The organism is Ochrobactrum sp. WV_118_8, assembly GCF_039631535.1.
Taxonomy (GTDB): Bacteria; Pseudomonadota; Alphaproteobacteria; order Rhizobiales; family Rhizobiaceae; genus Brucella; species Brucella anthropi.
The window spans coordinates 938,868-959,037 of the sequence record NZ_JBDIUZ010000001.1; the positions used below are offsets into that span (position 1 = coordinate 938,868).

Sequence of the window (20,170 nt, forward strand, 5' to 3'; positions counted from 1 at the left end):
TCGGCACACGGCAATTTGCACGATGCGCGCCATATCCATTCCGCTATGAATTAACCGGGTTAGCTGTTAGTGATGACGGACTTACTTCGTCATTTCATCGACCGTCTTCACGAGCATAGGCAGGCCGTCTTCGGGGGTAAGATCGCCCCGCATAACCTTGGCAATGATGTCGCGTTCCGCGCGCCAGATGCGCACCGACGATCCGGTCGGATAGCCCTCCCACGGGCGCGCCAGCTCGATTTGGGATGCCACTGTTTTGAAGCGCGGTTCCTTTTCGTAAAAAGGAGCAAGATAATCAGCGCCGTCAGCCAGTTTGTTCGTCGGCAGATATCCTGTCGTTTCTACCACGATACTCTGTCCTTTCGGACCGGTGGCGAATTTCAGATATTCCCAGGCCGCCTTTTGCACTGCCTCATCTTGTGAAAGAATGATGCCCGCCGCGCCGCCCGTCGGGAGGCCGCCATTTTCCTTATCGTCAACCGGTACTCTTATCGTGTTCAGTTTGAAGCGGTCTCCTACAAGACCGATAATCTGTGCAAGGCGGGCGGGTGTATCGATGAAATAGGCTGTTTGTCCGGCTGCGAATTGCTGGCGCGCCTGTTCAAATTCCAACAAATTCTCGCCGCCCTCAGTCACGATACGACGGAGAATTTTGAGGGCTGCCAGACCCTTTTCATTGTCGAAACCGGCATTTCCCGTTTCAGGCTCGACGAGCTGCGTTCCTTTCTGCCGCAAAATGGTCTGCCAGAGCCAATCGTCGGGCCAATCGTAGATTGTATAACCGATACCCGCCATCTTCGGGTCTGCGTCATGGATTTTCTTGGCGCGCGCCAGAAGATCGTCCCAGGTCGCCGGTACCTCCTTGGGGTCCAAACCTGCTTTCTCGACGGCGCTTTCATTGACGTAAAGAATTGGGAGCGACGCGTTGAAGGCCATACCGTATTTGGTACCATCTACAACGCCGATATCGAGCATGGACTGTGAATAATTCTCCGTTATCCAGTTTTGTGGTTCGGCATCCAGAAACGGCTTGAGGTCCACGATCTGATTGCGCTTGGACAAAGTGCGCGCAAGCTCGGGCATAAGATGATAGCCGGGAAAGTAGATGTCTGGAAGCTGATTGGTGACGGCCAGCCGCTGCATCAGGAGATGGCCTTCGTCGTAGTCCTTGGCAGGAGCCCGGAATTTTATCTTGATATCCGGGTGTTCCTTCATGAAGGCTTGCGAAATTGGATCATGGAATTTCGCGAAGCCGGATTGTGCGTAGAGCACGTCCAGTGTCACCTCGGAGGCGGGTGCCGTTCCCGCCATACAAAGCGTCAGGGTTCCGGCGGCGATGAATTTTGCTATATGTTTCATATGTTCCTCCCTGGATTAAGACGTTTATTTATTGAGGCTTCTTATTTGACACCGGTCATGGTGATGCCCTGGATGAAACGCTTGCGCGCAATCAGGAAGCAGATCACGAGCGGGGCTGTAAGCATGGTGGCGGCCGCCGTCAGGGCTCCATAATTCGAGCCAGTTTCCGCGTCTGCGAAGAGCAGCATGCCAAGCGGTGGCGGAGCGAGCTGATTGTCGGAAATGACGATGAGCGGCCAGTAAAGGTCGTTCCAATGCGCGACGATCGAGAATACCGCGAAAGCGGCGATTGCCGGCATGGCGCTCGGCGTGACGATGCGCCAGATGATTTCAAGCTCGCCCATGCCATCAAGTCGTGCGGCATTGATGATATCGTCGGGAAAGCTCCTGAAAAACTGCCGGAACAGGAATATGGCGAAGGCCGACAGGAAAAACGGCAGCATCATCGAGAAATAGCTGTTGAGCAGGCCAGCCCAGGCCAGAGCGATATAAAGGGGAAGCGCTGGCACCTGGATGGGGATCGCCAGTGCTAGCAGGATCAGAACGAAGAAAAGGTTGCGGCCGGTAAATTTCAGCTTGGCCAGTGCGTAGGCACACGGGATTGCGACAATCAACTGGACCAGAAGGATACCGCTGCACACAATGACGCCGTTCAGTGCAAAGCGCAGCAACGGAGCGCTTTCAAGCGCGAAGCTGTAATTTTCCACGCCATAAAACTGCGTTGGCCATAACCGCAACTGAGCGCTGAATATCTCATTTGGTGGTTTGATTGATGTAACCAGCATCCAGACGAAGGGCATGACGATAAAGATTGCGCCCACGATCAAGATGGTGTGGACCGCGATGAAGCCAAGCCCCCGTTTCAGCCCCGAGAGGCTGCGGGCAGGCGGGCTTGCGGCTTGTGCTTTCATGTCCGGTATCGGTGTCAATAGTGCACCCTCCTGTCTATGAAAAAGGTCTGGATGCCCGAAAAGATCAGGATGAATGCCAAAAACACCAGAGTCAGAGCTGCGGCATAGGCGGTCGAGAAATACTGGAAGCCTTCCAGATAGATCGCATAAAGGATCACATTGGTGGAATCTTGTGGGCCCCCTCGCGTGATCGCGACTACCGTGTCAAAGACCTTGAAGGCGGTGATGGATGTGGTGATGAGGACGAACATGGTCGTCGGCCCAAGCATCGGCCAGGTCACGGTCAGAAAACGATCGATCACGCCAGCCGCGCCATCAATATCAGCGGCTTCATATAGGTCTTTGGGGATCGCCGAGAGACCGGCCAAAAACAGCACCATGTTGAAGCCGACCAGTTGCCAGATTCCAATGACCGCCAGCGTCGGCAGCGCATAGGCGGGGTCGCTGAGGAAATTGACGGGCTGGAAGCCCAGGGCAACAATAATCGCATTGATTGGGCCAAGGCTTGGATGAAGCAGGAACTTCCATACTGATGCCATGGCAATAAGTGTTGCCGTGACCGGCAGGAAGAAGATGACCTCATAGATTGCGCGGCTACGCGTTCGGCCATGGATGAGGAGGGCGAACAGGAGGCCGAGCCCCACTGATCCGGGAACCACGAAGGCCACGTAGATGAACGTGTTGAAGAGCGATCGACGGAAGGTCTCGTCGTGCAAGGCATTGGAAAAATTCTTGAGGCCGGTAAATGACAGCGTCAGGTCGCCAAGCTGATAATCGGTGAGGCTGAGCACCACCAAGACAATCAGCGGCACGATATGGAGCAGCAAGAGCAGCATGAATGCGGGTGCCGCCAGGCCAAGCCCTGTCAGCTTCTCGACGAATTCTCGCCGGCCAAGCCTTTGTCCAAGGGCCGGTTCAACGCGTTGAGCCATGTTTTGCCCTCCCGGAATCGTCGTCTGACAAGAGCACATGCGTTTTTCCGGCCCGCCGTCCGTCGGGGCCGAAAATATGGCAAAGCGTGGGGTCGAAGGTCAGTCGCACGGCGTCGCCTTCGTGGATGTCTTCGTGCGGTGATGTTGTGCGCATGATGAAGCCAGTGGCGTCCGTGCCGGTCAGGTCGAGGTGATGGAGAAATTCGGCGCCGAGATTTTCCGTGCGGCGCAGGCGTGCGTCGATGATCGGTTGGCCTGCAGCTGCCTGCTTGGGCGAACGCAGGTCGAGCGCCTCCGGCCTGATGCCGATGGTCACGCTCTCGCCTTGCGGCAGGTTGACGGCGATGCCAAGCGGCCGACCGTGTATTTCCACACGGCCGGCCGGTCCAATCGATGCGGGCATGGTATTGATTGTTGGGCTGCCAATGAAGCGGGCCACTTCCAGATTGGCCGGGTCCTCATAAAGTTCCGTCGGCGTCCCGAGCTGCTGCACCTTGCCGCCGTCCATCATTGCGACACGGTCCGACATGGTCATGGCTTCGATCTGGTCGTGTGTGACATAGATGAAAGTCGCGCCCATGCGCTTGTGCAGTTCAGTTAGTTCTGTGCGCATGTGGACGCGCAGTTTCGCATCCAGATTGGATAGCGGTTCGTCCATCAAGAAGGCACGCGGCTGGCGGACCATCGCCCGGCCGAGCGCCACGCGCTGGCGCTGCCCGCCAGAAAGCTGCGCAGGTTTGCGGCCAAGCAGCGCCTCGATCTTCAACTGGCCGGCCACGGCTTCGACCTGTTTTGCAATCTCTTGTGTGAGCCTTTTGCGGCGCGGCGAGAGATGTTTGATCAGCGGAATGCGCTCCAACAGGCTGAGTTTTTCTACTGTGAGGGGAACAGCGATGTTGTCGAAAGCCGTCATATGCGGATAAAGCGCGTAGCTCTGGAACACCATCGACAGCTTGCGCTCATGCGGGCGCAGGTGGTTCACCGATGCGCCGTCCACGCTGATCGTACCTGCCGACTGGCTTTCCAGGCCGGCTATGATGCGCACGAGTGTCGACTTGCCGCAGCCCGAAGGCCCAACGAGGGTAAGAAATTCCCCGTCTCGGATCGAAATATTAATGTCGTCCAGCACCTTGAGGCTTCCGAACGATTTGCTGATGTTTTGGATATCAACCTGGGACAAAAGCTCTCCTCCAGCATTCGTCGCCCGCCCAAACTATCGTGGGGGGTAAACCTCGTGCACAACGTCATCGATCCACATCATCTTCAGTTCCGGCAGATGTACACGCGTAAAGCTGAAACCTGTTTCCGAGAAATCGTAGCGTACGGCCCCAAGCTGTTTTTCGCCGCCCAAAGGCGGCTGCATGTGTGGACCAACCGCGAAGGCGGCTGACGGACACCAGACGAACTGGACGCCGTCGAGAATGAAATCGTGTGAGAGATGAAGATGACCACTGGCGATAAGATCGACACCGAAACGCTGCGTGAGGCGCTGCAGCCGGGTGCGCGGTTCCCGCTTTACCGACCAATAGCCGTTGTCGATATCCTCCCAGCCATTGATAAACAAAGGTTGGTGGGTAAACCATGCGATGCGGCGGCCGTCCGCGCTCTCCATTTGTCGTTCCAGCCAGTGAAACTGCGCTTCTTCCGCCGCAAGACCGGAACTTAAGATCATGGAATCGAACCCGAGAAGGCGCCAGTTTCCCACATCCTTTGCCCAGAAATCTGCGCCATACTGTCGGTTCCAGCGTTCCAGACGATGTTCGTTGGCCGGCTGATGTGCGCTTTGCGGTTCGCCGACATCGTGGTTTCCCGGAACAACCAGCATCGGGGCGGGCAGGTCGACCATCACTTCGCGGCAGAAGGCAAAATCGTCCTCAACATCCGCGCCGTCCACGCTGATATCGCCGGAATGGATGATGAGTTTGGGATTTTCACTGGCAAGCCAGTTTTTCAAAGGCCGCCAGTTTTCCACGAAATGCGCCTTGTGGCGTCCAAGATGCGTGTCTGAAATCTGTATGACGCGGACCATTCTTTCATTCCCCTGATTGCAAACTGATCAGATCAATTCACCGCATCGAAAAAAGTTTACAACTGTTGGTGTGGCTTTGCAAATGTAACGCTGTGATCGGTCGGTCTGTCATGTTCACCGATGAGGATATTGGCAGCGGTTATCGCAGCCGGTAACTCTGCGGCTCCGTTGACCACGAAAGCAGCGCCGCTGGCCTTGAGAAGCGAAGCCCGATCGGGACGCGGATCTGCTGGATCGACAAATCCGATCGCAGTCATGCCTGCTGCATTGGCGGCGAGGACGCCGTGCGAACTGTCGTCGATCATCACGCAATGCTCCGGCTTGACGTGGAATTGTTCAGCGCAATGCAAAAGAAGATCCGGGGCAGGCTTGGGTCTTGCCACCATCTGGGCGCTGAACACTGCGGGATGGAAATGTTGCCACAAATCAAGCTTGCCCAGACTGCTTTTGAGGCGCTCGATGGAACTGTTCGAGGCAACGCATTTGGGCCGCTTCACGCTTTTGACCACCGCATCAATGCCGGGCATCGATGTGAGCGAACGCCCAAATTCCTCATAAAGGCGCGTGTGCCAGGCGGAGAAATGGACATCGACGTCGACCATGCCTAATTCTTCCGCACAGATCCTGCGGATAGCCGGTTCTGAATGGCCGGTGAACCTGACATGCGCCTCCTCATCCGTGATGGACATGCCGGCATTGCGCAGCATTTCGGCAAGTGTCCGGCTGGCGATGGGCTCGCTGTCGATCAGCACCCCGTCACAGTCAAAAATAATGAGAGCAATATTTTCAAGAGCATCCAAGCCTGCTGATGTTGTGTCGGTCATGGCAATCATCCCTGCATGAAGGGCATTGGATGGACGGCAGGAAAGCAAGGCCGCATATCGTACGGGATAGGTCGATGTCGTTTTGCCCTTTTGATTTCCGGCCGCATCGCTCTTTCCTCCCGGTAGTGCTTCAACTCTGACGACATTCAGTCTAGATAGGTTGAAACAGTTGTCAACGTTTAATTACAGATGTAAATATACTCGATATTGAAACCGTGGAATCAGCGATTTGTCCCGTACATTCTAACGGTCGCTATCTTTCCGTGCAGGACAAGCGCTGCTACACCAAAGCAGACAGGCAGAGGGTCCGCCTGGCGAGGCCCGGTTGGCAAATGAGGTTCTGAGGATGAACGGAAAGCCTTTGTTGAACGGTCCAGCTGCGCTCTCTGAAGAACAGATGCAGATGCGCGTTGTCTGGCAATATTTCATGGAAGGTCGCACACAGGGAGAAATCGCGCAGGCCTTCTCCACCAATCGCCTGCGCATCAACAAGATTATCGCCGAGGCGCGCCGGTCGGGGCTGGTGACGATCACGTTGAACTCGCGACTGGTGTCATGCGTAGAATTGGAGCGACAGCTCGTCGCCGATTTTTCGTTGCGCCACGCCAGTATCGTGCCGACGCCCGACAATCCTGATCTGGTGCCGGTGCTGGTGGGACAGGCGACCGCCGATTATCTCGTAGACCAGCTGAACACCACCGACATATCGGGGATCGGCGTGGGGTGGGGCGCGACATTGCGCGAGATGGTGCGTCACATGCCTAAGCTGAAACGGCCCGATGTTTCCGTTAATTCCGTCCTCGGCGGTCTCACGCACGGCATCGAGATCAACACCTTCGATATTGCGAGTGATCTGGCGCGACAGCTCAATGCGCAATGCGCTTATCTCGCCGCGCCGATTTACGCTGGCAGCCCCCAATCTCGCGACGCCATTGTCAGTCAGGACGTGTTCGAAAGCGCTTTTGAGCGGATCAGGAAGAACGACATCATCCTTGTCAGTATTGGCGACTTGACGATGCGTTCGCTGCTAATCCGCTACGGATTGCCGAGTGACGTTTCGTTGGATGAACTGATTGCAGCTGGTGCCTGCGGCGATATAGTCGCGCAGTTTATTGACCGGAATGGTAAGCCCATCGACCATCCGATCAACCGGCGCGCCATAGCGCCGTCATTCGAGACCCTAAAAAGCGTGCCGACTGTGGTGTTCGCGTCGGGCGGGCTTAACAAGGCAGAAGCGCTTGCTGCCGCGCTGCTCTCCGGCACCGGCAATGTACTCATTTGCGACGAGGAAACCGCGCGCCGTGCTCGGCAGATTGCGCTTGATGCATTAGGTGTTTAAGGCGAGTAGCCAGATCAGCTACCTTCCAAACTGTGCTGTGAGACGCTTATCATCTTTAGCGATAAATAGCTCTCCTCATCGCTGGCCTCTTTTCTCCAATCAGCGGAAACCTTCAATCCAGCTTGGAAATCGCCAAATGCGAGCGATTTTTGGACATCAAGGGGAAAGATAACTACCGCATCAGGCTCCAAAAGCCATGCTTTCGACCATGCACCTTTTTCAGATCCGCAACGTAGTCATCATGCGTTTTGAACTCTGCGAACTCTTCTAACTGATGTGCCAGAGACGCACATTCCATGAGATGTCGCGCCGCGTGCTTGTAACGACTGGAGCGAGCATAATTGAGTGTAAAGTCGATCATGGCACGCAGAAGGAGGGTCGCTGCCAGTGGATATTTTGCGCTTAGCACTTCTGCTGCAGGAGAGAGCAATTCGTAACGATCACCATCTAGTCCGGCGGCTCGGTGCATTACCAATTTGGCTGCTTCGGCAGGAGAAGGATAGTTCAAAAAGAGTATTAATGCCTGCTGGACATCGGGATGGGTCTGAGCGTATGCAAATGCCTTTTCCTCAGCCTCCACATCGTCAAAATCCGGTAATCGGCGCACAAATTCCTTCAGCATCTCGTCATCGAGAGACTGTTCAAAGCATTGCCAGCGAAACTGTTGTGCTTCTTTACCACGACCGAGCATTTCAAGAGCGTCGGCTCGTGTCGCCTGCCAATCGTAGGGAACTTGATACCGCTCACCGATTTGTGCCTTGTCAAGGATTCTCAAAGCTTCCTCGGCTCGCCCTGCCGAAACCAGCCTCCTGCCGATCTCTGTCGCTACTGTGGGGACAATATGCGTGTGCTCGGCATGCTGAGCGATATACAGATCCACGTCACCTAACGCGTCAGCGATTTGCTGCAAGGACACTTTTGCTGTGAAGAATGCGCTACTCGCATAGACATCGTCACGATAAACAGGCTCGTTTGAGCTCAGCCCTGTCAGTTGTCTGCTTTCGTTGGTTCGTTTCGTGTCGCGTGTCTTCGTTCCGCCTTCGAATAGCTGCTGCAATTGCCGCAGCCCTTCTTCGCCAAGGGCCGGTACCATGGATGGGATCAATCTGTCGAATTGACTGTAGCCATTGTTATTCTGGAGTGCTGCATAAATTCGCCCGACAAGGCTCTCCGTGGAAATCTTGACCTGTCCAGCTATCCGTCCTGCGTCATCAATTGCCTGATGAAAGCTTTCGGTGAGCAATCCGCTACCGTCATGTGTGCGTTCGTAAATAGAATCTCCTAACAACAAAAACTGCCATATGAGTTCGAAAGCCTCATCGGGATTCGTCGGAGCTATTTTTTCGACGATTGTTTTACGCTGGGTTTCCAGATCGGATTTGACCGTCTTGACTTTCTGCCAGTCGATCCAACTCTTGGCGCGAGCGATACTGCTGAGACGTTTGCGAACCTCCCTGGCCAATTCTTCCCCGCTAGAGTTACCAGCAAGTTCCATTCGAAGACGTCGCTTGTGGTTGGCATTTCCGGTACTGATTTCGATCAGCAGTTCAGCCAGTTTCTCTACGCCGAGTGCTTCGAGATTTTTTGCATTGAGCGTCGTTTTGGATGCCATGAAATAAAAGCCATTCGATTAATGCATAGCTGAAATCTGAATAGCGGACTGAACAGGTTTTCACCAGCATGATTAACGGCTTCTTGCCTGATTTGGAGAGTGCTCGTCTTGAATGTGAGAGCTGATGGGCAGAGGAAGAGATCCAGTTCGCGATTGACAAAGGCTCGTTGAGGCAACTGTTTGTCGTGATCTCCAGCCAAGACGCGAAAGCAATGGCAATAGGAACGAGATGATGAATAGTGATACGAGTAAGTTCCGGTCTGCTGTAAAAACAATGAGCTTGGAAGGGTAATCTCCCCGTTTTTAACGGCGCCATTCAGTAGAATTTACGCTGCTAGTTTCAGTTTCTGCCTCGGCGTGATGCCGCCGATAGCCATATTGGGTCGCTCGTTGTTGTATGTCCAGAGCCAGCGTGTGGCGTAATCCTGCACCTCCTTGATGGTATCGAACATGAAACATCCCAGCCATTCATGCCGAACCGTGCGGTTGTAACGCTCGATATAGGCATTTTGCTGCGGCTTACCTGGCTGGATATGGGCGATGGTGATGCTTCGCTTCTGCGCCCATGCCAAGAGTGTCCCGCTGATATATTCCGGGCCGTTATCGACACGAATTATATCCGGTTTTCCGCGCCACTCGATGATGCGGTTCAGCGACCGGACAACCCGTTCGGCTGGTAATGAGAAATCGACCTCAGTGCCGAGCCCCTCGCGGTTAAAGTCATCGATCACGTTCAGTGTCCGGAACGAGCGACCGTCAGCGAGTTGATCGGCCATGAAGTCCATCGACCAGGTCCGGTTGGGTTGTTCTGGTACTGCCAGAGGTTCAGGCCGCTCCCGGATCAGACGCTTTCTGGGCTTGATCCTGAGATTGAGCTCCAGTTCGCGGTAGATACGGTAAACCCTCTTGTGGTTCCAGCCAAAGCCCTTGATGTTACGCAGATAAGGGAAGCACAGACTAAAACCCCATGCCTTGTGCGCCGTCGTCAGGCGCAAAAGCCAGTCGGCAATCTCTTCGTTCTCGCTGCCTAGCTTACGTTCATAGCGATAGCACGTCTCGCTGACCTCGAACGTCCGGCACGCGAGCGCGACGTTGATATTATGTGTCTGGACCGCTTGCATGGCCATCTCCTTGCGTTGAGATGGCATCAGCGCTTTTTTCCAAGAGCTTCCTTCAGAAGATCGTTTTGCATGCTCAATTCCGCATACATCTTCTTGAGCCGACGGTTCTCGTCCTCCATGCTTTTCATTTGGCTGACCATGGATGCGTCCATGCCACCGAACTTTGCTCGCCACTTGTAAAAGCTGGCATCGCTTATCCCATGCTCCCGGCAAAGCTGTGCAACAGGAATGCCGTCCTCAGCCTGCTTCAGGATAGCCATGATCTGCGCGTCGCTGAATCGTGATGTCTTCATTGGAATCTTCTCCAAAATCATTGTGAGAAAATTCTACTTTTAAAACCGATTAATTGATGGGGGGATTACCCAACGACTGTCCATCCTGATCGCCACGCAACCCGTGGACTTTCGCTGCGGTCATCAGGCTCTGGCCTTGATGGTGCAGACTGAACTGAAGCTTGATCCACATTCCGGGATCACGGTGATCTTCCGGTCGAAACGGGGAGATCGGCTGAAAATCCTGGTATGGGATGGCACCGGCTATGCGCTGCCTGACGTGATGGTTGCCATCGCTGATTACTGGAGTATGTCGGCAACCGAACGTGGTGAATTAACCTCTGAACTGAGAGCGATATTGAAAAGTCGGATGCAATGATCCTTGTCGATGTGGATCGGGCAAGAAATTCAAGAAATGTTGCGGTGCTCGCGGTTGAATAAACATGTATTCGGCTTGGGCCAGATTCCATGGAAGAAAAGTTGGTCATCAGGTTATATTTGTTTCACAAGATGCTCGCATCATCTCAATATGTATCGTTGGGGCGATTGTTGAAAGGTTGGTCTGACCATTGAGCACCGCGATCCAGCCTGAAGAAGAGGCGGCGCTAAAAACCAATCTCGTTCAGGTTTGTTTGAGATTTGCTGGTCAGTTTGCCAGATGGCCATGGCACCTATCGCTTAGTTTGCCACGAAAGGTCATGACAGGGGAGCGTGGCCCCCGAGCAGAGATGAAGATCACGCTTTTGTATCATTGTGATTCGCCGCTTTAACCGGACGGGAGGAAACTTTAAATGAAACGCAGTTTTGCGGCCTTTATCGTTTGACGAACCGGTTGACTTCTGCGGCCTCGTCCATTTCCTTTCGCCGGAAATAGATGGCGCGCCCACAGCGGATTGGACTGTGTCCCTGTACAATAATGATCTGCTCGTCTTTGCGCATCGACTGAGTGATTTCATGCGGCATGATCAGCGGACGACGTTGAAAATTGAGGTTTTCGGATTTTCGCGAGGCGCTGCTTTTCGAATACCAGCCGATATTGCGTGAACTGCTTTTCACCTCGACCGTCATTTCACCACATTGCGCCGAAACGTTCCGTGCGGTGTCGAGCGCCTTGATTGCTGCATAGCTTGCAAAGGCGCATCCATCGAGCCATGATAATGCACCGTCTTTGCCAAAATGGCGTTCCAACTGGCCGACGGATTGGTACATCAGCATCATGCTGATGCCGTATTTGCGACCGCGATCACGCGCTTCTTCCAAAATGCGCATATAGCCAAGTAGATCGACCTCATCGAGCATAAACAAGGCACGGCGCTGGAATGCACCATCCGCCTCGATCATTGCATTGATCAGCGAGCCGATGATCACACGCCCGATCCCCGGATAGGAACGCAGAATCGATGCAGGGATATTTAGAAACACATCCTTTTTGCCTGTCGCGATCTCAGGGGATTTGAAGCTATCGCCACAGACGAGGGCAGCGTAATTGTTGAGAGATAGCCATTGTGTATCCTTCGATGCAGTCGAATAGACACCTGAAAACGTCTGCTCGGTCATATTGACGAAGACGCCAAGTGTTTCACGAATGAAGGCAGATTCTGAATGCTCTTGAACCTCTCGCAGCATGGCGAGCACGGATGTCTCGGGTTCGGAAACGATTTGTCGCAGGCTGCGTAAATTGCGTCGGTCGGAAAATTCCGGCGACAACATCACATGGGCCAGAAGCCCGGTCAGGAGATTGTGTGCCTGGTTCTGGAAAAATGAACCGGTTGAGCTTTCGAAGCGCACGCTTTCTGAAAGCAGCATATGTGCGATGCCGACAATGTCTTCTTCCTTCTTTGTCGATGTTTCAATTCCATCAAGGACATTAAAACCCATGACTGGATTGCTCGGATCGAGCACCATGACATCGCGCCGAAGTTTCTTCCGACGATATTCGATGACCATTGGCGCCACTTCAGTTGACGGATCAAGGCAGATGATCGGACCAGTGTAGCGCAGCGCTGTCGGCACGACATTACTCGTCGTCTTGTAGCCGCCTGACCCGGCAAAGAAGAGCATGTGGGTGGAATCGAAATCCTGCTTGTAGGTAAGAAGCGGTGCCTTGCCGCCGCGTCCCCATGTGGCTGGTTCATTTGGATCGAATGGTAGTTTATGAACGAGCTCCTTGTCGACGCGATAACGTTCGCCAACGACGATTTCGCCATCTTCCGGGAATAGTCGTGCTAGCGCCCGCATTGGCAGCCAGTCTGCATCGCCGAAGCTTGCGCGCCGGGCCCGCTTTATCTGTGCAGGCACGACACTGGAAATGCGTGCTGATACAGCCGCGGCAATAAAGCCAATGACGGCGCTGACGACCGCGATCATATCAAGGTATGACAGCGCCTGGTCCCAACTCAATGCCCGGCTTTCCACGAAGGGGGAAAGACGGGTAATTTCGCGCAATGCGTAGAAGCCAGTTATTAGCAGGAAGCAGGCAAGACTTGCCAGCGCGATTGGTTTCCGCCGATGCAATGGCAACATCCAGACAGTCAGGAGCCCGGCAAGTGGGCCGCATATAAGGGCTGGTACAGGAGACGCCCGCAAAGCCCAGTATTGCGGTTTCCCTGATAAGCCAGCGGCCAATTCCGGCCAACGCCAGTTGGCAATATAGAATGCTAAACTGGAAACAGCGATTGGCACCAGGACGAGCAATTGGCTTGGATGCGGTTTTGCGCCAGTCGTCATTGCGCAGCATCCGGCTCTTCTTGCCAATGAGGATCTGATGCTTTTGCGCGGAAAGCCATTTCACCGCGATTGCGCAAGCGCTGAAACTCAGCCGTATCCGGTAAAAGTCGCGCCAGTTCTAGCAAGCCACCTAGTAGGAATGCCCGGTCTGCCGTCGACAGACCGGCACGAACGACAATTTCGCCGAGTAGGTATTTTTTGCGAAGGTCTTTCTTGCGTTTAACTGACACGAGGAACCTCCGTCGACGCTCCAGTCCCACCATTTGTCTTTCTATGCGACGCAGCGGATGCGCCACCGCTGTTCCCTTTTTTCCTTTCGCGAAATCGTGTCGTAATTTCACTAATGATTTGATCGATCTCCGTATCGGCGATGTCCATTTCCGCCAAACCGGATTTCGTGGCTGCACGCGCAAAGCGCTCGGCGGACTTTACCAGTAGTTCTTTTCTACGTTCGTGCAGCTTCTCGATTTGCGTGTCGATATCAAGAATAGAATTTTTGCCTGCCATCTATTGGGTTCCTTCCCATTTCACCGCTTTGCCCCTCGTTTATTTAACTGTATATAAAAAGATAGTTAAATATGTTATAAAGCGCAAGTCTACAACTATTGGTGCGGTAAGGGCTGTTTTAACTGTCTAATAAATCGATGTCGATCAAAGCTCGTGTGCCGAGATACGACATTCTTTGGAGGTCTGGAGGAGTGTCATGGCGATCATGTTCGTCAGAGCGCAGGTGATCAGCAGAGGGGCGGGGCGCAGTATTGTCTCGGCTGCTGCCTATCGCCATCGTGCACGGATGATGGACGAGCAGGCGGGAACTTCATTTAGCTATCGTGGCGGGGCTGATGAACTCAAGCATGAGGAACTGGCGCTTCCCGATGAGATCCCTAACTGGCTGACGACAGCCATTGAAGGAAAGACGGTCGCCGCGGCAAGCGAGGTTTTGTGGAATGCGGTCGACGCTTTTGAGAAGCGGGTGGACGCACAGCTTGCCCGTGAACTTGTTATTGCGCTGCCGGAGGAACTGACGCGTGCAGAAAACATTGCGCTCGTCCGCGAATTTATCAGGGAAAATCTGACCGCAAAGGGCATGGTTGCCGACTGGGTCTATCACGACAGGGACAGCAATCCGCATATCCATCTGATGATGACGTTGAGACCGCTGACGGAACAAGGGTTTGGCAGCAAGATGGTGGCGGTATCTGGACCCGACGGCAAGCCGTTGCGGGTGATCAAGCCCGATCGCCCGAACGGTGCTATCGTTTACTCACGCTGGGCCGGTGACAAGGAGACGATGAAGGAGTGGAAGATTGCCTGGGCGGAAACGACCAATCGGCATTTGGCGCTTGCTGGCCATGACATTCGTCTTGACGGACGCTCTTATGCCGAACAGGGGCTCGATGGGATCGCGCAAAAGCATCTTGGACCGGAGAAGGCTGCTTTGGCGCGCAAGAATATGGAGATGTATTTCGCGCCGGCCGATCTTGTTCGCCGCCAGGAAATGGCAGATCGGCTTCTTTTAGAGCCTGAACTTCTTTTAAAGCAGCTTGAGCGCGAACGTTCCACTTTCAACGAACGCGACATCGCCAGAGCGTTACATCGTTATGTTGATGATCCAGTCGATTTTGCCAGTATCCGCACACGGGTGATGGTGTCCAATAATCTGGTGTTGTTAAGGCCTCAGCAAGTTGACCGGCAAACTGGTAAGGTGGCGCAACCGGCTGTCTTTACGTCGCAAGAGATCTTGCGCACAGAATTTGACATGGTTGGCTCGGCGGAGGTTTTGTCCAAGCGAACCGGCTTCAGGATCGCTGACAAACAAAGGGCGTCGGCGGTGGGGGCCGTCGAAACGGCTGATCCTGAAAAGCCTTTCAGACTTGAGCAGGAGCAGATTGAGGCTGTCCATCATGTCACCGGTGACAGCGCTATTGCCGCCATTGTTGGTCTTGCCGGAGCGGGCAAATCGACGCTTCTTTCCGCTGCACGTATTGCGTGGGAAAGCGGACATCATCGCGTTTTGGGTGCAGCGCTTGCTGGCAAGGCAGCCGAGGGATTGGAGGAAAGTTCGGGTATCAAATCGCGAACTCTTGCCGCATGGGAACTTGCCTGGGCGAACGAACGCGATTTGCTGAAACGCGGCGATGTTTTTGTCATAGAAGAGGCAGGAATGGTGTCGTCGCAGCAGATGGCCCGTGTGTTGGAGGCAGCAAAGGATGCCGGAGCAAAAGTCGTCCTTGTCGGTGACGCGATGCAGCTTCAACCAATTCAGGCCGGGGCAGCGTTCCGCGCTATTGCTGAGCGGATAGGTTCTGCAGAACTTGCTGGTGTTCGTCGCCAGCGCGAAGGATGGGCACGCGACGCCTCACATCTGTTTGCACGCGGTGAAGTCGAAAAAGGTCTTGATGCATATGTAAAGCATGGACACCTTGTCGAAGCGCGAACCCACGACGAGATTATCGGCCGTCTGGTTTCGGATTGGGCAGATGCACGCCGCTCGTTTCTCCAGCAATCAAGGGGAGAGGAAAGTGCATTTTCATATTGTGACAAATTGCTCGTGCTTGCCCATACCAACAAGGACGTGAGGCGCCTCAACGAATCTCTTCGTGAAGAAATGAAGAAGGAAAGCGCGTTGACGGTGCCGCGGGAATTCCGAACTGAACGTGGTATGCGGGAATTTGCTGTTGGTGATCGTATCATTTTCCTCGAAAATTCCAGATTTATTGAAAAGCGAGCAACCGGGCTCGGCCCACAATATGTCAAGAACGGTCTGCTTGGTACTGTCGTTTCCACTGGCGGCAGACATGATGATGCGCTGCTTTCCGTCCGTCTAGACAACGGTCGCGACGTTATTATAAGCGAGGATAGCTATCGAAATGTTGATTATGGCTATGCTGCAACCATCCATAAAGCGCAAGGAACGACTGTCGAGCGGACCTTCGTGCTTGCCACCGGCATGATGGATCAGCATCTGACCTATGTGGCGATGACGCGACATCGGGATCGGACAGATCTTTATGCAGCACGTGAGGATTTTGGGCCGAAAGCGGAATGGGGTGGGAAATCGCGTATTGACCATGCGGCGGGCGTTACTGGGGAACTGGTTGAGACCGGCATGGCAAAGTTCCGACCGCAGGACGATGATGTTGACGAAAGCCCTTATGCCGACGTGAAGACTGATGACGGAACTGTGCATCGGCTGTGGGGCGTCAGCTTGCCCAAGGCATTGTCCGACGCAGGCGTATCGGAAGGCGATACTGTTCTTTTGAAAAAAGACGGTGTTGAAATCGTCAAGGTCACAATGCCTGTCCTCAACAAAGAAACGGGAAAGAAAACTTACGAGGAAAGGCAGGTGGAGCGAAACGTCTGGACGGCAAAGCAGATCGAAACCGCAGCCATGCGTCTTGAGCGCATTGAGCGCGAAAGCCATCGCCCGGAACTCTTTGGGCAGTTGGTTGAACGTCTTGGCCGTTCAGGCGCAAAAACCACAACGCTCGATTTCGAGAACGAGGCCGACTATCAGGCGCATGTTCGCGACTTTGCCCGCAGGCGCGGTATCAACACAATTTCCGGGATGGCTGCAGACATAGAAGATAAGGTGGCGCGCCAATGGTCATGGATTGTGGAAAAGCGTGAGCAGGTGGCAAAACTTTGGGAGCGAGCAAATGTCGCGCTTGGCTTTACGATCGAGCATGAGAAAAATGTCTCCTATAATGAAGAGCGATGTGAAAAGCGTGCGGCTGACAACCCCATCGAGCGGGTCTATCTTATTCCACCGACAACCCGATTTGTCCGTAGCATAGAGGAAGATGCCAGGCTTGCTCAACTCAGTTCGGATCGCTGGAAGAAGCGGGAGGTAGTCCTCCGGTCGTTTTTGGAAAAGATCTATTGTGATCCCGATAGCGCTTTGGTCACATTGAATGGACTTGCATCGGATGTCAGCGTCGAGCCGCGTCGGCTTGCCGATAATCTGCAGCATCTTGGCCATCTGCGTGGATCGGGTCGCCTGATCGACGATCGTATTACCCGAAATGACCGCAAGGCTGCACTCAACGCGCTGTCGCAACTAGCTCCCTTGGTGCGAGCCCATGCGACAGAATTCCGACGTCAGGCTGAGCACTTCAAAAATCGCGAAGAAAAACGTCGTTCATATATGGCCTTATCTATCCCGGCACTCTCGAAGCCGGCAATGGCCCGCCTCACCGAGATTGAAAACGTGCGAGAACACGGTGGACCGGATGCCTACAAGATTGCTTTTGCTTATGCCGTCGAAGATCGTTTGCTGGTTCAGGAGGTAAAGGCAGTCAATGAGGCGCTGACGGCTCGCTTCGGCCGGACTGCTTTTACTAAAAATGTTGATGCCGTCGGCGAACGCAACATGATTGAACGCATGCCGGAGGATTTTGATTCCGGTAAACGCGATAAACTGACCGATCTGTTTGGAGCCATACGCCGATTTTGCGACGAACAGAAACTTGCTGAACGGCAAGACCGTTCGCAGGTGGTTGCCGCCGCCAGCGTGGAGCCGGGGAAGAAAACGAGAGCCTTGTTGCCCATGCTTGCTGCTGTGACGGAGTTCCGAATACCAGTTGAAGATGAGGCTCGGGCGAGGGCGCGCGACGTTGCACACTATCGTCATGATCGAGCAGCCTTGGTTGAAATAGCCAAACACATCTGGCGTGACCCGGCTGGCGCTGTCGACCAGATCGAGGTTCTTATCTTGAAGGGTTTTCCTGGCGAGCGGATTGCTAGAGCCATCGCAAATGAACCCTCAGCCTATGGTGCAATTCGCGGATCTGATCGTATCATGGATAGACTGTTGGCAATCGGTCGCGAGCGACGAAACGCCCTTAAGGCCGTGAGTGATGCGGAAAGTCAGATCCGGTCACTTGGTTCGTCTTATAGGACGGCGCTTGAAAACCAGATCAAATCAATCACCGAGGAACGTCGACGCATGGCAATCGCCATTCCGGGCATGTCGTCAGCTGCCGAAAATGCATTGCGTAAGCTTATAGATGCCACGAAGACGACGGGCGCCAAACCCAATGTTGCCGCCAACTCGCTTGATGCCGTCATCTATCAAGAGTTTGAACGGGTTAGCCGGGCGCTTGACCTTAGATTCGGACGTGATGCGATTTTGCGTGGGGAGAAAACGGTCATCAACCATGTCTCGTCAGCACAGCGTCCAGATTTTGAGGCAATGCGGAACAGGTTAAAAATTCTTCAGCAAACCGTTCGCAAGCAGGCGCGCGATAAGGTAATTGTGCAGCGCCGACAGCGCAGCATCAAGCAGGTACAGAGCATCGACCGATAAACTCGACTTAAATGAGATGGAACAAGAATGGATAAAACCTGCGATAGTCCCTTCAGTCATATGTTTGTAACGGACGCATGCGCTCAAAACTGCAGGACTATGTCGCTTGTGCGTGGTATTGTTGACGAATGGAGATAGATGAGGACAAAATCGATGACGTGGTTCTGGCCCTGCTGTGGCTGACGCTCCACAACGAGCGTTGCGCCTGGAAGGGGTTTGACTGGTCAACGACGGATCGGTTGCATGACAAAGGCCTGATCTGTGATCCGGTAAACAAGTCGAAGTCATTGATCTTGACGGATGAAGGTCTGCGCCGTTCAGAAGAACTGTTTCGCCAGCTCTTTACGCGGTGAACGTCGGTATTCTGCCATCGTATTCAAACCGACATTCAGGATTTGCAGCGTATTCTTCAGCCCCATTTGCAACTGGATCCTCAATGGTTTTGCTAAGCTATGAGAAGTTGACGGCGGCTTGATCATGATGGGCGCAACCGCACCATTCAAGGGTTTGGTATGTCGTTTATGCGCCTGATTTGCAAGTGCATCGCATAATTCGTTACCGTCCCACAGACCAACGACGTCATCGGGCGGGAAGTTTATTCGCTTCGATGAGCAACGGCCTTTCGCTCTGACTGCAGGGGACATGCGCTCGTCTAGACGCTGTATTCCCAGCCGTCTCCAAAGCTACCAAGATACTTGAACGATTTCGCGCGGGTGTCCTGAGCTGTCGACAGCAACGAGAAACTGCGAGTTTCTAGCGGACCAATCCCCATTGTTCGTCCGGCAAACCAAAGCCGAAATCGCGCATTTGGAATTCATAAAGGTGGCTATTGGTCCAACCTATCGCGGCGTGCAACATTTCGTACAACAGACGGTATTATAGTCCCTGTGAAAGAAAGAGCCAGGCGACTTCAGGTCTTGGGCATCTTTTCACGAGCGAAGCGCTCAATGGAAAAATCGAGAAAGACACGGAGTTTAGGGGCCGTGTGCTAACGTGTGGGATAAAAAGACAAGATACGTAAACTCGGCGGCCTCTCAATTTGCCAGTGCCGATCCGGTTGTGCTCTTTCATTCTCGGTGCACTCAGTATTGACACCAAGCGCTGTGGTTGACGCCATCGGCATGGAAGCCGATCTGACTGGTGTTACGTGTATGGCAAGGAGTGCTTGGGCACGCAAATGGCTACCCATCTGTGTTGCCGCTCACCTTTACGGCGTGGCAGTTGACTGCGGTGGTGTTCTGCTGCTTCCAATTGTCGTAGTTGTTGGTGGCTCCATACCCGCTCCGACGCATTTCAATCTCATGAGGTTCATCTGGCGCGGTCTGGTCGGCTGAAATCTGACTACGTTCTCTGGCTTCGCGAGATTGGGTGCCTAGCATTTCCGGTTGTTTCTGCACTTCTTTTCATCGGTCCTCTGAGGGCGGTACCCCTCGGCTGGATGTTGCTCGGGCGGTCACTAACGATGTTGCAGATTGTCGGTATCACTAACTTTTTTCGGTAGCATCTGGCTCATCCAACATTCAAGCTGATGTGTTTCTTTAAACAACGAGTGCGTGAATGAGTGCCGCCCGACAAATTCCGGGAGATCCTGAAAAAGCCGTCTGACGGCTATGGGATATTCGTGACTACACTGGACGACATAGACCAGCTTCTGCCTGTCAAGTTAAACTTACTCCTTCAAAAAGAGGAAAGACATCAAAAAATCTGCTCCGCATAATATTCAATTCATAAGATGT

Annotated in this window: 17 protein-coding genes; 5 read left to right on the forward strand and 12 right to left on the reverse strand. The window is 53.7% G+C overall.

Annotated elements, in window-relative coordinates:
• Nucleotides 1–81 precede the first annotated feature (81 nt).
• From ABDF71_RS04465 to ABDF71_RS04490, 6 genes are read right to left on the reverse strand one after another with little or no spacing between them, the layout of a single operon-like run.
• The gene (locus ABDF71_RS04465) at nt 82–1,359 is read right to left on the reverse strand and encodes an ABC transporter substrate-binding protein (protein WP_012090895.1); all 1,278 of its coding nucleotides are present in this window, start codon (nt 1,357–1,359) and stop codon (nt 82–84) included.
• A gap of 41 nt (nt 1,360–1,400) precedes the next feature.
• Entirely contained in the window at nt 1,401–2,288 is an 888-nt protein-coding gene (locus ABDF71_RS04470; RefSeq protein WP_125302017.1) for a carbohydrate ABC transporter permease, read from the reverse strand.
• Nucleotides 2,285–3,202, reverse strand: a complete 918-nt coding sequence (locus ABDF71_RS04475; RefSeq protein ID WP_012090897.1) for a carbohydrate ABC transporter permease — start codon at nt 3,200–3,202, stop codon at nt 2,285–2,287. Before ABDF71_RS04475 ends, ABDF71_RS04470 begins: the two co-directional genes overlap by 4 nt.
• Entirely contained in the window at nt 3,186–4,382 is a 1,197-nt protein-coding gene (locus ABDF71_RS04480; protein WP_151615794.1) for an ABC transporter ATP-binding protein, read from the reverse strand. The genes ABDF71_RS04475 and ABDF71_RS04480 overlap by 17 nt, the downstream gene beginning before the upstream one ends.
• A 33-nt stretch (nt 4,383–4,415) precedes the next feature.
• Nucleotides 4,416–5,231 carry a metallophosphoesterase family protein gene (locus tag ABDF71_RS04485; protein ID WP_012090899.1) on the reverse strand — a complete coding sequence of 272 codons (816 nt, stop codon included), beginning with the start codon at nt 5,229–5,231 and terminating at the stop codon, nt 4,416–4,418.
• A gap of 56 nt (nt 5,232–5,287) precedes the next feature.
• Entirely contained in the window at nt 5,288–6,055 is a 768-nt protein-coding gene (locus ABDF71_RS04490; RefSeq protein WP_500061134.1) for an HAD family hydrolase, read from the reverse strand.
• 346 nt (nt 6,056–6,401) lie between these two features.
• On the opposite strand from ABDF71_RS04490, the gene ABDF71_RS04495 reads away from it, so the two are divergent.
• Complete coding sequence (locus ABDF71_RS04495; RefSeq protein ID WP_125302009.1) at nt 6,402–7,394, forward strand: sugar-binding transcriptional regulator; 993 nt, start codon at nt 6,402–6,404, stop codon at nt 7,392–7,394.
• Between the two features lie 172 nt (nt 7,395–7,566).
• Here the strand turns inward: ABDF71_RS04495 and ABDF71_RS04500 are convergent, their stop codons facing one another.
• Both ABDF71_RS04500 and ABDF71_RS04505 read right to left on the reverse strand, forming a co-directional pair.
• Nucleotides 7,567–9,006, reverse strand: coding sequence for a DUF6880 family protein (locus tag ABDF71_RS04500; RefSeq protein ID WP_151662745.1), 1,440 nt, complete (start codon nt 9,004–9,006; stop codon nt 7,567–7,569).
• Between the two features lie 326 nt (nt 9,007–9,332).
• A protein-coding gene (locus ABDF71_RS04505; RefSeq protein WP_151662746.1) for an IS3 family transposase occupies nt 9,333–10,420 on the reverse strand; the annotation gives its coding sequence in 2 pieces (ribosomal slippage) (nt 9,333–10,159 and nt 10,159–10,420; 1,089 coding nt in all).
• Between the two features lie 88 nt (nt 10,421–10,508).
• Between ABDF71_RS04505 and tnpB the strand changes: the two genes are divergently transcribed.
• Complete coding sequence (tnpB, locus tag ABDF71_RS04510) at nt 10,509–10,778, forward strand: IS66 family insertion sequence element accessory protein TnpB (RefSeq protein ID WP_500061651.1); 270 nt, start codon at nt 10,509–10,511, stop codon at nt 10,776–10,778.
• A gap of 434 nt (nt 10,779–11,212) precedes the next feature.
• Here tnpB and traG read toward each other — a convergent pair whose 3' ends face one another.
• Genes traG through ABDF71_RS04525 form a run of 3 tightly spaced genes read right to left on the reverse strand, consistent with a single transcriptional unit; the run spans nt 11,213 to nt 13,633 of the window.
• Nucleotides 11,213–13,126 (reverse strand): Ti-type conjugative transfer system protein TraG, encoded by a 1,914-nt coding sequence (gene traG / locus ABDF71_RS04515; protein ID WP_151662748.1) that lies wholly within the window; start codon nt 13,124–13,126, stop codon nt 11,213–11,215.
• Entirely contained in the window at nt 13,123–13,356 is a 234-nt protein-coding gene (locus ABDF71_RS04520) for a conjugal transfer protein TraD (RefSeq protein WP_012090906.1), read from the reverse strand. The genes traG and ABDF71_RS04520 overlap by 4 nt, the downstream gene beginning before the upstream one ends.
• Nucleotides 13,346–13,633 carry a TraC family protein gene (locus ABDF71_RS04525; RefSeq protein ID WP_012090907.1) on the reverse strand — a complete coding sequence of 96 codons (288 nt, stop codon included), beginning with the start codon at nt 13,631–13,633 and terminating at the stop codon, nt 13,346–13,348. The genes ABDF71_RS04520 and ABDF71_RS04525 overlap by 11 nt, the downstream gene beginning before the upstream one ends.
• A gap of 196 nt (nt 13,634–13,829) precedes the next feature.
• Between ABDF71_RS04525 and traA the strand changes: the two genes are divergently transcribed.
• The gene (gene traA / locus ABDF71_RS04530) at nt 13,830–18,434 is read left to right on the forward strand and encodes a Ti-type conjugative transfer relaxase TraA (RefSeq protein WP_151662749.1); all 4,605 of its coding nucleotides are present in this window, start codon (nt 13,830–13,832) and stop codon (nt 18,432–18,434) included.
• 128 nt (nt 18,435–18,562) lie between these two features.
• The gene (locus ABDF71_RS04535; RefSeq protein ID WP_012090909.1) at nt 18,563–18,787 is read left to right on the forward strand and encodes a DUF6429 family protein; all 225 of its coding nucleotides are present in this window, start codon (nt 18,563–18,565) and stop codon (nt 18,785–18,787) included.
• Here ABDF71_RS04535 and ABDF71_RS04540 read toward each other — a convergent pair.
• Nucleotides 18,752–19,078, reverse strand: coding sequence for a hypothetical protein (locus ABDF71_RS04540; RefSeq protein ID WP_151662750.1), 327 nt, complete (start codon nt 19,076–19,078; stop codon nt 18,752–18,754). The two genes, ABDF71_RS04535 and ABDF71_RS04540, sit on opposite strands and share 36 nt — an antisense overlap.
• Nucleotides 19,079–19,522: 444 nt before the next feature.
• On the opposite strand from ABDF71_RS04540, the gene ABDF71_RS04545 reads away from it, so the two are divergent.
• Complete coding sequence (locus ABDF71_RS04545; RefSeq protein WP_143851059.1) at nt 19,523–19,768, forward strand: hypothetical protein; 246 nt, start codon at nt 19,523–19,525, stop codon at nt 19,766–19,768.
• Nucleotides 19,769–20,170: the final 402 nt, after the last annotated feature.